Annotated in this window: 12 protein-coding genes and 1 other annotated feature; of the genes, 9 read left to right on the forward strand and 3 right to left on the reverse strand. The window is 30.9% G+C overall.

The window, feature by feature from the left end; translation table 11 throughout:
• Window positions 1-35: 35 nt before the first annotated feature.
• Together BN2665_RS12355 and trmB are read left to right on the forward strand one after the other, a co-directional pair.
• On the forward strand, window positions 36-674 hold the full coding sequence (locus BN2665_RS12355) for a site-2 protease family protein (protein ID WP_055668389.1): 639 nt from the start codon (window positions 36-38) through the stop codon (window positions 672-674).
• A 24-nt stretch (window positions 675-698) separates the two neighbouring features.
• The gene (gene trmB, locus BN2665_RS12360; protein WP_055667421.1) at window positions 699-1,343 is read left to right on the forward strand and encodes a tRNA (guanosine(46)-N7)-methyltransferase TrmB; all 645 of its coding nucleotides are present in this window, start codon (window positions 699-701) and stop codon (window positions 1,341-1,343) included.
• 32 nt (window positions 1,344-1,375) lie between these two features.
• On the opposite strand, the gene ppx is transcribed toward trmB, so the two are convergent.
• Window positions 1,376-2,881, reverse strand: a complete 1,506-nt coding sequence (ppx, locus tag BN2665_RS12365; RefSeq protein ID WP_055667422.1) for an exopolyphosphatase — start codon at window positions 2,879-2,881, stop codon at window positions 1,376-1,378.
• A gap of 334 nt (window positions 2,882-3,215) precedes the next feature.
• On the opposite strand from ppx, the gene BN2665_RS12370 reads away from it, so the two are divergent.
• From BN2665_RS12370 to BN2665_RS12400, 7 genes are all read left to right on the forward strand, one after another.
• The gene (locus BN2665_RS12370) at window positions 3,216-4,775 is read left to right on the forward strand and encodes a Ppx/GppA phosphatase family protein (RefSeq protein ID WP_055667423.1); all 1,560 of its coding nucleotides are present in this window, start codon (window positions 3,216-3,218) and stop codon (window positions 4,773-4,775) included.
• A 17-nt stretch (window positions 4,776-4,792) separates the two neighbouring features.
• Window positions 4,793-6,910, forward strand: a complete 2,118-nt coding sequence (locus BN2665_RS12375) for an RNA degradosome polyphosphate kinase (RefSeq protein WP_055667424.1) — start codon at window positions 4,793-4,795, stop codon at window positions 6,908-6,910.
• A 23-nt stretch (window positions 6,911-6,933) separates the two neighbouring features.
• Entirely contained in the window at window positions 6,934-7,638 is a 705-nt protein-coding gene (locus BN2665_RS12380; protein ID WP_055668390.1) for a response regulator transcription factor, read from the forward strand.
• Window positions 7,631-8,947, forward strand: coding sequence for a sensor histidine kinase (locus BN2665_RS12385; RefSeq protein ID WP_055667425.1), 1,317 nt, complete (start codon window positions 7,631-7,633; stop codon window positions 8,945-8,947). The genes BN2665_RS12380 and BN2665_RS12385 overlap by 8 nt, the downstream gene beginning before the upstream one ends.
• Window positions 8,948-9,010: 63 nt before the next feature.
• Window positions 9,011-9,235, forward strand: a binding site (T-box leader).
• A 146-nt stretch (window positions 9,236-9,381) separates the two neighbouring features.
• On the forward strand, window positions 9,382-9,858 hold the full coding sequence (gene tnpA / locus BN2665_RS12390) for an IS200/IS605 family transposase (protein WP_055667426.1): 477 nt from the start codon (window positions 9,382-9,384) through the stop codon (window positions 9,856-9,858).
• A gap of 197 nt (window positions 9,859-10,055) precedes the next feature.
• On the forward strand, window positions 10,056-11,747 hold the full coding sequence (gene argS / locus BN2665_RS12395) for an arginine--tRNA ligase (protein ID WP_055667427.1): 1,692 nt from the start codon (window positions 10,056-10,058) through the stop codon (window positions 11,745-11,747).
• Between the two features lie 220 nt (window positions 11,748-11,967).
• Entirely contained in the window at window positions 11,968-12,351 is a 384-nt protein-coding gene (locus BN2665_RS12400; RefSeq protein WP_055667428.1) for a CBS domain-containing protein, read from the forward strand.
• A 97-nt stretch (window positions 12,352-12,448) separates the two neighbouring features.
• Here BN2665_RS12400 and BN2665_RS26295 read toward each other — a convergent pair whose 3' ends face one another.
• Together BN2665_RS26295 and feoB are read right to left on the reverse strand one after the other, a co-directional pair.
• On the reverse strand, window positions 12,449-12,616 hold the full coding sequence (locus BN2665_RS26295; protein WP_074042303.1) for a FeoB-associated Cys-rich membrane protein: 168 nt from the start codon (window positions 12,614-12,616) through the stop codon (window positions 12,449-12,451).
• Between the two features lie 26 nt (window positions 12,617-12,642).
• A complete protein-coding gene (feoB, locus tag BN2665_RS12405) occupies window positions 12,643-14,415 on the reverse strand; it encodes a ferrous iron transport protein B (RefSeq protein ID WP_055667429.1) in 1,773 nt (590 codons plus the stop codon).
• Between the last annotated feature and the right edge of the window lie 18 nt (window positions 14,416-14,433).

A 14,433-nucleotide genomic window follows, 5' to 3' on the forward strand; every position in this document is an offset into this window, starting at 1 on the left:
TTCAAGGAGGAAAAAACGTGAGAAATTTACTTTCAATGGATATACAGGGTATAGTGTTAAAAATACCAGCAATTTTGATTGCTTTTACCTTTCATGAATATGCTCATGCCTACATGGCGGATAAACTTGGAGATAAAACTCCAAGATTTCAGGGAAGGCTAACCTTTAATCCTATAGCACACATCGACCCTATAGGTTTTTTACTGATATTAGTTGCAGGCTTTGGTTGGGCGAAACCAGTACAGACTAATCCTAGTGCATACAAGCGTTATTATAAGGATGATTTAAAGGTTTCCTTTGCAGGACCTTTAGCTAATTTAATTGTAGCTCTAGTATTCTCTATTATATTTGGCATATATTTAAAATTTGGTAACTATATACCTAATGCTTCCCTTGCCTCAATATTGTGGAAAATAATTTTTAATGTGATTTATATAAATATAATATTATTCTTTTTTAATTTGATACCACTTCCAGGTCTAGATGGATTTCATATTTTAAGAGATTTATTTCCTAAAGTATTTTATCAATTCGGTGATTTTATTTATAGATATCAAATGGTTATACTAATAATATTTATAATGACACCTATATCAAATGTACTTATTGGTTATCCAACGGAATTTGTTCTAGAAAAATTGCTAAAAATAACTTCTTTAATTGCTAAAATTTAATTTAACAACCTAGGAGGAGACTCTATGAGATTAAGAAAGAAATGGTGGGCTAGACCGGAGATGGAAGCTAGTTCTATAGTAATAACAAGACCTTTTGATAAGAAAGGTTTATGGAAAGAGGAATTTGGTAATAGTAATCCTATCCACTTAGAGTTAGGCTGCGGGAGAGGAAAGTTTATCTGCGAAAAGGCTAAGGAAAATCCTAATATCAACTATATTGCAATAGATTTAAAGGATGAGGTTTTGGTGTACGGAGTTAGAAAGGTACAAGAAGCCGAATTAAGTAATGTAAGATTTATACCTATGAACATAGGTTTCATAGCAGATGTGTTTGATAAGGATGAAATAAGCAAAATATATATAAATTTCTGCAATCCTTGGCCTAAGAAAAGCCATAACAAGAGAAGGCTAACTCATACTAAGCTTTTGACAGAGTATAAAAAGTTTATAAAACCAGAAACAGAGATTTGGTTTAAAACCGATGATGTAGATTTGTTTGAAGCTTCTTTAGACTACTTTAAAGACAATAGCTTTAGCTTAGAATTTGTTACCTATGACTTACATCAATCTGGATTTGATAAAAATATAATGACAGAATACGAAGAAAAGTTTACTAGCCTTGGAATGAAGACCATGTTTCTTATAGGAAAGCTAAATACTACAAACTAATAAAAAGCGACTTTCGTCGCTTTTTTACTAATTTACATATAAATATTCAGTTCTTTATTGTAAATCTCTTTAAACTTCCCAGCAGATTTTGCAGCGTCGTTTAATTCTAAAGCCATCTCCTTATCAGCTATAATTTTAATATCCACAGTTTCTTCATTAATATTGCACTGGAAGTCTTTTACGGAGCCTGTCATACTCCTATCAAGACTCTCTGCTATCTTTAAAAGCACACCTATCTTTTTAATATTTATCAAGTCTAGCTTATTGATGATTCCACTGAATTGACATAGGTTAACATCAAAGTCATTGTTTCTATGAAAAGCCGCAATATAAGCACTCATTACCAATTCCTTATGAGTAAGCCCATTTATCTCTGAATTTAAAATAATGTAGAAAGAGTGTTTATGATGATCGTAGTATCTAATACTGATACCGGCATCATGTAAGTAAGCAGCGGTTTTAATGATATTTATAAAAGAATCATCTAATTCATGAAGATCTTTTAAATAGCTAAAAAGCTTTAAAGATATATTATATACGTTTTCTGCATGACTTTCATTAATATTATGACTTTTAAGAATGCCTTTAATAGAAAAATCAAGGATATCTTCCTCAGAGTTTGGCTTTTGATACATGTATTCGTAAATCAAACCTTCTCTTAAGCCCTTGCCACTTACTTTTATTTCTTTTATTTTAAGCATGTCTGTTAAAGTGTATAATACAGTAGCTGAAGCTACAAATATATCAGCTCTATCCTTAGATAGCCCTTCGATTTTTTTCCTTTGCTTTAAGTTTTTGCTTTTAACCATATGATATATATCTTGTAGATCATAGTCATTTAAAATATAGTTATGCGATATATCTAAAGGATATCGTTTTACTTTTCTATCAATTTTACCTATGTTTCTAGCAGAACCTCCAACAATTATCATATTATCGAAATTAGCTTTAAATAGCCAAGGTACTTTCTTAAAAGAATTTATAAGAAAACTCTTCAAACTTTCTTCATTATCAGTGGTAATAATATCTCCTAAATTATATCTCTTTGTCAAATTTACTGAACCGAAAGGTAAGCTTATAAATTCCATAATCTTATTATTATAAACCCATACTAGCTCAGTGCTGGCTCCACCAATATCCACAATTATAGAGTTAGAAGTATACATGCTATGCATTACTGCAGAAGCGTCGTATCTAGCTTCCTCTTCTCCAGATAAAACTCTAATAGATATTCCAGTATAATCTTTAATTTTCTCTATAAAGCTTAAGCTATTTTCTGCTTTTCTTAAGGCTTCTGTAGCTACAGCTAAAATATCATCCACCTTTAAAGTATCACAAAGAACTTTAAAGGTTTTTAGAGTACTTAAGGTGTTATGGATTTTCTCTTCTCCTATAACACCTAAATCCTCAACATCCTCTCCAAGCCTCAAGGATTCTTTTAAATCATCTATTATTTTAAAAGTACCTGCCTCCGTAATTTCACATATAACTAGTCTTACAGAATTAGACCCAATGTCTATTACCCCTAATCTTTTCATTTCTAAAAACTCCTTTTATTTTGGTTAAGGCATGTATATATTTTAAAAAGTCAAATATATAAATACCTAACATAAGTATAATTTAATCATATTTAAATTATACATTTTAATCAAGCTTTAATTAACACCTGTTTTACAAGAATATAATAAAAAAACTATGTACTTCCGCTAATAATGTTAAGAATTTAAAGGTTTATAAATAAATAATGTTAAAATGTCAGAGAATATTTATTGATTAAGAAATGTTAAATAATATAATAGGAATAATTATTTTATATTAAATATGATATAATTCATTTAAATAATACATATCGCTTTGTAAAGGGGAGTATTTATGGGTCCTACAAACATGGAAACTATGGCGGCTATAGACTTAGGTTCTAATGCTATCAGACTTATAATTGCACAGATAATGCCTAATGGTGAATACTTTATATTGGAGGAATTAGAGAAACCTACAGATGTGGGGAAAGATACCTTTACTTTAGGAAAAATAAGAGTTGAAACCATACAAAACACTTGTGAAACACTAAAAGGTTTTTCAAAGTTGATGAAAGAATATCGAGTAAAGAATTACAGAGCTGTTTCTACTAGTGGTATAAGAGAGGCGGAAAATAAGCACTACATTTTAGACCAAGTGAGATTAAAAACTGGCATAGAAGTTAAAGATATAAATAATGCAGAAGAGAGATTTTACATTCACAAGGCTTTGGATGAGCACTTAACAAATGGAAGAGAAATTATATTTAATAAGAGTGCTATGATTATCAATGTAGGTTCTGGAGGGGTTGAAGCTTCAGTTTATAGCGAAGGTAATTTGAAATTTACACGTTATGTAAAGGTTGGTGCCTTGAGGCTTTATGAGTTTCTATCTCAGATGAAGCCAAAAACTTTGGATTTTCCTGATATTATTAGCGAATACGTAGATAGCAAAATATATGTATTAAAAGATAATATAGAGAAGCTGAATATTAAAAATTATATCGGTTTAGGAGGAGACCTCTCTATTATTTCCTCCATGTGCATAAAGAACAAATATAACAAAAATCCTAATTTTATACCTAAGGACGCTCTTTTAAAGCTATATGATAAGATTAAAAACATGAACGTTGAAATATTATCGTTAGAATATAGCATACCCTTAGTTAAAGCAGAACTGATATTACCTTCTTTGATAATTTTTATAAAATTTTTAAATATGACAAAGGCAGAGGGCATATTTGCTCCTAGAGCATCTTTAAAACATGGGGTATTAGTGGATATGATCGATGAAAAGCTTAATACTCCTAGAAAAAAAGAGTTTTTAAATGACATATTAAGTTCTGTAAGATACATAGCTAGCAAATATGGGGTAGATGAAAATCATGCTAAAGTTGTAGAGAATTTAGCTATAACTTTATTTGATAGCACAGTTCCTATACATAAGCTTGGAGAAAGAGAAAAACTATACCTTCAGATATCTGCCATTTTGCATGATGTAGGTAAGTATATTAATTTAAATAATCATGAAGATTATTGTTTTAATATTATTAAATCTGAAGATATCATGGGGCTTTCTGATAGAGAATTATTAGTAGTAGCAAATATAGCAAAATATTATGGAAATAGAATTCCTAGCAGCAATGATAAAAAGTATAATGCCTTAAACTCTAATGAGAGAATTATAGTTTCAAAACTTGCAGCTATTTTAAAATTATCAGAGGCCTTAGATGTGTCAAGACGGAACAAAATTAGCAAAATAATCATTAGCATGGAAGAACATAGAAGCATTTTCATAAATGTATATGTAAAGAATGATATTTTACTAGAGGAATGGTCTTTCTCCTCAAAGAGTGAATTTTTTGAGGAGGTAATGGGCTGCAAAGCAATTTTAAAAATACATAGAGACTTTTAAAAAAGGTGAGGACTATTATGAAGAATAAAAAGAATAATCATAATTATTTAAACCGTGAGCTAAGCTGGTTAGAGTTTAACCAAAGAGTATTAGACGAAGCTAAGGATGAAAGTAATCCCCTTCTAGAAAGATTGAAGTTTTTAGCCATAACTGCTTCAAATTTAGATGAGTTTTTTATGGTAAGGGTAGGTTCAATTTGGGATCAAGTTCAGGCAAATTTTAAGGAAAAGGATCCTTCCGGGCTAACTCCCATAGAGCAATTAGAAAGCATAGGGCATAGAGCTCATAAGATGAGTGTTGAGCAGCAGGAGTGCTATAACAATACCCTATTACCTTGTTTAAGGAAGGAACATATTTACATATTGAGTTTGAATGAACTTAGCCAAGAAGATAAATTATATATAGAAAAATACTATAATAGCTATGTATTTCCTGTGTTGACTCCCATGGTGGTAGATAAAAGCAGACCTTTTCCATTAATTTTAAATAAAAGCTTAAATATAGCTCTACTCTTAGAGTATAGTGAGAACAAGGAAGAGACTATATTTGCTACGGTGCAGGTCCCCTCTGTTTTAAAAAGATTAGTAGAAATACCTGCAGAAGATAATTCTAAGAAGTTTGTGCTATTAGAAGATATAATTAAGTTAAATATAAATTCTCTTTTTGTTGGTTATAAGGTTATGGCTATGGGTGCCTATAGATTAACAAGAAATGCGGATTTAAGCATTGATGAAGAAGGAGCAGAAGATTTATTAGAAACCATAGAGCAAAGCATAAGATTAAGACGTTGGGGAGCTACCATAAAGCTTGAATATGAAAAAGAACTAGATGATAGAATTTTAGCTATTATTAAAGAAGAGGAGGAGATAGAAGATAAAAGTTTATATGAAATAAAGGGACCCTTGGATTTAACTTTTCTATTTAAGATATATTCGATTGAAGGTTATGCTCAATTAAAGTTTGATGATATAAAACCTGTAATATCAAGTGAGCTGTTGCAAAGTGATGATATATTTCAGGTGATTTCTAATAAAGATATTGTTTTGCATCATCCCTATGAAAGTTTTGATTCTGTTGTGGAACTAATAAAAGCTGCCGCCAAAGATCCTAAGGTTTTAGCTATTAAGCAAACCTTGTATAGGGTTAGTGGGAAATCTCCTATTGTAGAGGCTTTAGCAGAGGCAGCGGATAATGGTAAGCAAGTTACAGCACTTTTAGAGCTAAAGGCTAGATTTGATGAAGAAAATAATATCAATTGGGCTAAAAGGCTAGAGCAAGCTGGCTGCCATGTTATTTATGGTCTAGTAGGTTTAAAGACTCATGGAAAGATACTTTTAATTGTAAGGCGAGAAGAGGATGGCATTAAAAGATATGTACATATGAGCACTGGAAATTACAATGATGTTACAGCTAATATATATACTGATATTGGATTTATAACTTCCAATCCCTATTTTGGAGCAGATGCATCTACATTGTTTAATATGCTTTCAGGATATTCTCAAATTAGGGATTTAAATAAAATAAATATTGCACCAACAAATTTAAGGAAGAAATTTTTATATTTAATCAATAGAGAGGCAGAGAACTCTCGTAATGGGAAAAAAGCAAAGATAATTGCAAAGATGAATTCACTGGTGGATGTTGAAATAATTGATGCTCTATATAAGGCCTCTAACGCAGGAGTAACCGTTGAGCTTATAGTTAGAGGAATATGTTGTTTGAAACCAGGTGTGCCTGGGCTAAGTGAAAATATTGTGGTTAGGAGCATAGTTGGGAGATTTTTAGAACATAGCAGAATATATTATTTTTATAATAATGGTGATGACGTAATTTACTTAAGCAGTGCAGATTGGATGAGCAGGAATTTAGACAGAAGGGTAGAAATATTATTTCCTATAGAGGATAAAAAGAATGCTAAAGTATTAAAAGAAATATTGAGTGTTTATCTAAAAGATAATGTTAAGGCTCGTGTATTAAACAAGGATGGTAAATATATAAAACCTGAAGTTAAAGATGAAGATTATATAAATAGCCAAGAGTATTTTTATAGCAAGATCATAGAAGATATTAAAAGCTTAAAAAAGCTTAAAAGCAATATGGAGGAGTTTAGACCTATTACTTTGATCAATTGATTCATGAAGAGGAGGAAAGGGTTTTGGAAAAGGATCATATTTTAATTGTTGATGATGATAAGGATATTGTAAATCTATTAAAGGATATATTAGAAGACGAAGGGTATAAAACAGATCATTGCTACAATGGAAAAGATGCTTTGTATAAGATTAACAATAACAAGTATGATCTTATAATTTTGGATGTTATGTTGCCAGATATAGATGGATTTGAGCTTTGTAGAAAGGTGAGAGATAAAGTAACTATACCTATTATATTTTTAACAGCAAAAAGTAAGAATTTAGATAAGGTTATAGGGTTAGAGATCGGTGGAGATGACTATATAACGAAACCCTTTGATGATAGCGAAATTGTGGCAAGGGTTAAAGCACATTTAAGAAGAGAAAAACGCAATAAAATATCAGTAGAAATTCAAAATAATAATGTAATAGAATATGGAGATTTAGTTTTAAATAAAAACTCTTATGAGGTTTCTTTAGGTGAAACCAAAATAGAGCTCTCCACTAGAGAGTTTCAGATACTGCTTTTTTTAGCTGAAAACTCAAATAGGGTGTTATCTAGAGAACAGATATATAACGGTGTTTGGGGTCATGAGGACTATGGTGACATAAACACCGTAACCGTTCATATAAAAAAGCTAAGGGAAAAATTAGATAAAGAAGATAAATATATAAAAACTGTGTGGGGAGTAGGCTATAAGTTTATAGGTGAGAGAAAAAATGAATAGCATTTATAAAAAGATTTCTTTAGTTTTAATAGCATCTTTTGTTGTTGAGATTTTCATTGTAGGACTATTCTATAGACAAGTAGTGGTGAGTAAGGTTTTAGTAGAAATCAATAAAGAGGGCGACAAGAGACAATATCTGCTAAAAGAAATCAGTAATAAAATGCAAAAAACAAAAAATGATATAGTTGGAATGGAAAAAATAATAAAGGTGTATAGTACAAGGTATGATATTGATTTTATTATAAAAAAAATAGATGGAGAAGTAATATACAGTACAAAGGATTATAGTAGCATTGAAAGAAATAAAGTGCAGGAGCAGGTATATATAAAAGGCAACGGAAAAAATCCTCATATCATGTATGCTTATTTTCCTACAAAATTAGAGGAAATAGATAATATGATAAATAGCAGAAAGAGAATTATTGCTATTTTAATATTTTTGCTTGTGTCTTCTATAGTATTTTTTATAATTTATAGAATATTAACGGATCCATTAAAGAAATTGAGTAGAGCGGTGAAAAATATTAACTACGGAAATACTGAAGTCAGCATCCCTTATTACGGAGATGATGAATTTGGTATGCTATGCAGAAATTTCGAGGAAATGGGGAGGCGCCTAAAAATATCAGAAGAGAATCAAAAAGAGCTTATACAAGCAATTTCGCATGATATTAAAACTCCTCTAACCTCAATACTTGGTTATTCGAAAAGACTTACTGAGAGAAAGGTAAAGTCAGAAAGAATAGAGGAATACCATAGTATTATATTAAAAAAGTCCTTGGATCTAGAGTCTTTAATACTTGAACTGGAGGATTATGTAGATATTAACTCAAATACCTTGTTAAATATTAAGAGTATTAATGTAAAGGACTTTCTTAAAAAGCTGCATGAAGATTTTAAGCGGGAACTACAAGAGTATGGAATAGATATAACTTTATATCATAATATTGAAGAAGATTTTAAATTGCCTATGGATGATAAAAAAATTAAAAGAGTTTTTCAGAACATAATAAGTAATAGTATAAAATATGCAGGGGAGAATATTCATATAGAAATGAATTGTTTTAAAAGCAATAATAAAGTATGCTTTGAAATAAAAGATAATGGCATAGGAGTGTCAGAATCATATATTGATAAAATTTTTGATAGATTCTATAGAGTAGATGGATCTAGATCGAGAGAAAAAGGAGGAACAGGCCTAGGGTTATCTATATGCAAAACCATAATAAATCTTCATGGTGGCGACATTGGTGCTAAAAGTAAGGTTGGAGAAGGATTATTGATTTGGTTTACATTACCCTGTAAATAGTTTTTATTTAATATTGACATTTTAAACATATTTTATATATAATAAAATGTAACAACTTAATAGTGAAATTCAAAGAAGAGAAGAGTACTGTATAGATTTCTTTAAGCGAGTAGGGATAGAGTGAAAGCCCTATAAGAATATATATAAGGAAGAGAGTCTCAGAGAAGCCTTCTGAAATATAATAAAGTAAGGAGTGCCGCTAGAAAGCGTTATATTGAAAAGGGGATTTATTTATATACTTTAAATAAATCAATTGGAGTGGTACCGCGGAATATATCCGTCTCTTTTGCTAAGAGACGGATTTTTTATATTGCTTTGATAACCACTGGCTATGCCAGTGGATAAAATGGCTTTAGCTCTGAACAAAAAAACTCCTATGATAAAATGAAAGCGACTGACAATCGCAAAACAAAATATCATAGGAGGTGTGTCGTATGGGTAACGACATAGAAAGCTTAACACATACAAAATGGAGGTGTCAATATCATATAGTATTTGCGCCAAAGTATAGAAGACAGATAATATATGGGAAATATAAAGCAGAAATCGGCAAGATACTACGAGAGATATGTATAAGAAATGGAGTAGAGATAATAGAAGCAAATGCATGTCCAGATCATGTACATATGCTGGTAAGTATTCCACCAAAAATGAGTGTATCAAAATTCATGGGAATATTAAAAGGGAAAAGTAGCTTGATGATTTTTGATAGATTTGCAAATTTAAAATATAAATATGGTAACAGACATTTTTGGTGCAGAGGATATTATGTAGATACAGTTGGAAGAAATAAAACTGCAGTTGCAAAATATATACAAAATCAACTTCAAGAAGATCAAACAGCAGAACAGATAAGTATGAAAGAATATATTGACCCGTTCACGGGCGAGCCAGCAAAAGGTAGCAAATAAAAAAGCCACCCAACGAGGGTGGCCGCTGTAAAAGTTTTGCGATTGGCGGTTTTTTCAGAGCGCGAGTAGCGCCGCCAGTACCATGCCCTTATAGGGCTTAATCAAGCCACCAGCTCAGCTGGTGGTACATGACTCTTTAAGAAATCATAATAACTTTATTTAAAAGCTAGAGTAAATTTAGTGAGAGGAGATTTAATATGAATTATAAAAAGATAATTGCAGAAAGAATAAAATGCCATGTGGAATTAGATTTAGACACCATTGAAAAACTTATTGAGATTCCTCCTAAACCTGAAATGGGGGATTATGCCTTCCCTTGTTTCCAGCTATCCAAAGCTTTAAGAAAGGCTCCTGTTATGATAGCTACAGAGCTAAAGGCAAAAATAGATGTTACTGGTTTTGAAACTATTGAGAACTTAGGACCTTATTTAAACTTTTTTGTAGATAAATCTATGTTTGTAAAAAGTACATTAGAGAAAATATTAACAGAAAAAGAGGCTTATGGATCCTCGGATTTAGGTAATGGAAAAAATGTTATAGTGGAGTATTCTTCTCCTAATATAGCAAAGCCTTTTCATATAGGACACTTATTTAGTACATCTATAGGAAACTCTTTATATAAGATTCTCTCCTTTGAGGGCTATAATTGTATTGGAATTAATCATTTAGGTGATTGGGGTACTCAATTTGGAAAGTTAATATCAGCTTATAAGAGATGGATTAATGAAGAAGCTTTAGAAAAGGATCCTATAGCAGAATTGCTAAGAATATATGTAATGTTCCATGATGAAGCGGAAAAAGATCCTTCCTTGGAAGACGAAGCTAGAATGCACTTTAAACGTCTGGAAGATGGATGCGAAGAAGAAACTAAGCTATGGAAGAGGTTTAAAGATCTAAGCTTAAAGGAATTTGAAAAAGTATATGATAAGCTTAATGTTAAATTTGACTCCTATGCTGGTGAAAGCTTCTATGGTGATAAGATGGATTCCGTAGTAGAGGACCTTGAAAGTAAGGGGCTTTTAGTAGAGAGTAATGGAGCAAAGGTAGTTATGTTAGAAGAATATAACATGCCACCATGCATCATTAAAAAGGCAGATGGAGCTACTATATATGCTACAAGAGATTTAGCAGCAGCTATATATAGAAAGAAAACCTATGACTTTTATCAAAATATATATGTAGTAGGAACACCGCAAGCTCTTCATTTTAAACAGGTATTTACCACTCTTAAGCTGATGGGAAATCAGTGGGCTGATGACTGCAAACATGTAGGTTTTGGATTGGTTACTTTTGGAGATAAAAAGCTATCTACTAGAAAAGGTGATGTAGTCTTACTAGAGGATTTATTAAGAGAAGCGGTAGCAAAGACTTTAGAGATAATTAATGAAAAGAATCCAACATTAGAAAATAAAGAGGAAGTGGCTAATAAGGTTGGTATAGGAGCAGTTATATTTGCTTACTTAAAAAATAGCAGAGAAAGAGATATTGTTTTTGATTGGAATGATATGCTAAGCTTTGAGGGAGAAACTGGACCTTATGTTCAATATACCTATGCAAGAGGTAAGAGTGTATTAAGAAAAGCTGGGGATATTAGTAAAGAAGTAGACTTTTCATTATTAAATTCAAAGGAAGAGTTTGAGCTTGTAAAAGAATTAGAAAGCTTTAATAAAGCTGTTTTGGCTGCTATAGAAAAGCTAGAACCTTCAGTGATAACTAGATATATTATCAATGTAGCTAAGGCCTTTAATAAATTTTATAATTCCCATTCCGTATTAAATGTAGAGGATTTAGCATTAAAAGCTACAAGAATTAAGCTGGTAGAAGCTACTTGCCAAGTAATTAAAAATGGTCTTGCTTTATTGGGAATAGAAACTGTAGAAAGAATGTAGGCAAATTATATACACAAAAATAAAGATTACTAAAATAAAGATATCAGGGTGTGTACCTTGATATCTTTATTTTATAATATAAGAAAGAAAAATAGTGAAAGCTATTACAATAAACGAAGTTTGAATATTTTGAAAAAATTCTTCTGAAAGGTTTACTAAGGATTTTAATTTGTATATAATTAAATTAAATAAAAGCTTAAAATATTTAGGAGGTGTAGTCATGGAGGTAGTAAATATTATGAGTAGTAATGTTATAAATATAAACTATATGGATACTATAAAAACTGCCTTGAGTATAATGACAAGTAATAAGATTAATGGTGCACCTGTGGTGGATGAACATAATAAGCTATTAGGCATAATAGTAAAAGCTGATATATATAGATTTTTAAGAGATGAAGGTCATTACGATACTTATCCGGTAGAGAATATGATGAATAGGAAAGTCGTTACCTGCAGTGAAAATGATGATGTACTGGAGGTAGCTAAAAAAATTAGAAGAAATGATGTTATTGCATTACCTGTAATTGATGATAATCTCAAAGTAAAAGGTATTGTAAGTATTGAAGATTTATTAGATTATTTTATAAAAATTAGAGAATAAATTTTCTTTAAGAAAATAATTAAGAATACTGAGCAGTTTTTTTATGATATTTAAAATAAAAGCTATAAATTAGCCTAAGGCTAATTTATAGCTTTTATTACTTTTTATTTATAGAAATTAAATTGCTTGAGCATCCACTGCAATTGGTTGAAGATGAGCAACCATCACAACCGCAACTACCTGACTTAGATTTCTTAAAATTTTTATATAACATAAATCCAGCGAAAGCAAATATAGAAGCAGTAATTAATATTTCTATTATCATAAAAACACCTTCTTTATATATTTAAATTATATTATCATAGCACTTATATTGTACACTAGGAATGAAACTATCCACGCTAGTACTAACTGATATCCAACTGAAAACCAAGCCATTTTACTTCCATATTCCTTCTTTATAGTTGCAACTGTGGCCATGCAAGGCGTATATAGTAAAGTAAATACTAGGAAAGATAAAGCTGCTACAGTAGTAAAATGAGAGGTCAATATAGTTTCTAGTTCACTGCCGAATATTACTCCCATAGTAGATACTACAGATTCCTTAGCTACAAAACCAGTAATCAATGAAACTGAGGCTTCCCAACCGCCAAAGCCTAGAGGTTTAAATAAAGGAGCTAAAATAGAACCAATAGAAGCTAATAAGCTTTCGGATATTTCTTCTGTATAGCCTGCAAAATTAAATTTAGATAATAGCCATATTATTATAGCCATAGCAAAAATTATGGTTCCAGCTTTTTTAAGGAAGCCTTTACCCTTATCCCAAGTATGTCTAACCACATTTTTTAATTCAGGCACTTTATATTCAGGTAATTCTATAATGAAAGGTTCTTCATCCTTCTTAAATAATGTGTTTTTAAATAATAATCCCATTAAAAATGCAATAAATATACCAAGGAAGTATAAAGCAAATACAATTAGGTCAGCATTCTTTGGGAAAAATGCTGCAGTGAATACGGCATATATGGGTAGTCTTGCGTTACAAGACATTAAGGGAACTAATAAAGCAGTTAATTTTCTATCCTTCTCGCTTTCTAAGGTTCTAGCAGACATTATGGCTGGAACAGAACAACCGAAGCCTACCACAAATGGTATAAATGCCTTTCCTGAAAGACCTATTTTTCTCATGAGCTTATCCATTATTAAGGCTACTCTAGACATGTATCCGCTATCTTCTAAAATAGATATGAAAAGAAATAAAGTCATGATTATAGGTGCGAAAACAATAACGCTACCTACACCACCAATAATTCCTTCAACTATTAAGGAATTAAACCAAGGACTTGAATTCTCAAGCAATCCAGCTACAAAAGGAGAAAGCTTTTCTGCTATGAAACCGTCAAGTAAATCTGAAAGAGGTTGTCCGACCCAATTAAAGGTTATTTTAAACATCAAAAACATGATGGCAATAAATAAAATATAAGATAAAATAGGATTTAAAACAATTTTATCAATCTTCTCAGTGGAAGATTCTATTTTTTTAGTGTTATTATCTAGTTTTACGCAAGTACTTAAAATACTATCTATGTAATCATAAGTTGCCTTTTCGTTAGGAAAATGATAATCATTATCATCAATTACTCCTAAAAAATCCTTGTTTTCTATATTTTTTACAAGGTCATTTACTCCTTTAGATTTGCTTGCCACTATAGGAATAATAGTCACTTTAAGCTTCTCAGCAAGCGCATTAAAGTCTATATTAATTTTTTTTGCTTCAGCTACATCCAGCATATTTAAAACTAATATCATAGGTTTATGAAATTGCTTTAATTGAGTAGTTAGATATAGATTTCTATTTAGATTAGACGCATCTACTATATTGATGATAACATCTACATTTCCGTGTTCTAAGAATTCTTTAGAAATTTTCTCCTCATTAGAGAAGGTATCCATGGCATATATACCAGGTAAGTCTACTACCTTTATAGATTTGTTAGCAAAACCTTCTTTCTTTTCAACAGTAACACCAGGCCAATTACCTACATACTGATTAGATCCAGTTAAGGCGTTAAATAGCGTAGTTTTACCTACATTAGGATTACCAAGTAAAGCAGCAGTAATCATTTTCGTCCCCCTTACAAA

Origin of the sequence: Desnuesiella massiliensis, from assembly GCF_001403615.1 — a bacterium.
In the GTDB taxonomy this organism is placed as follows: Bacteria; Bacillota; Clostridia; order Clostridiales; family Clostridiaceae; genus Desnuesiella; species Desnuesiella massiliensis.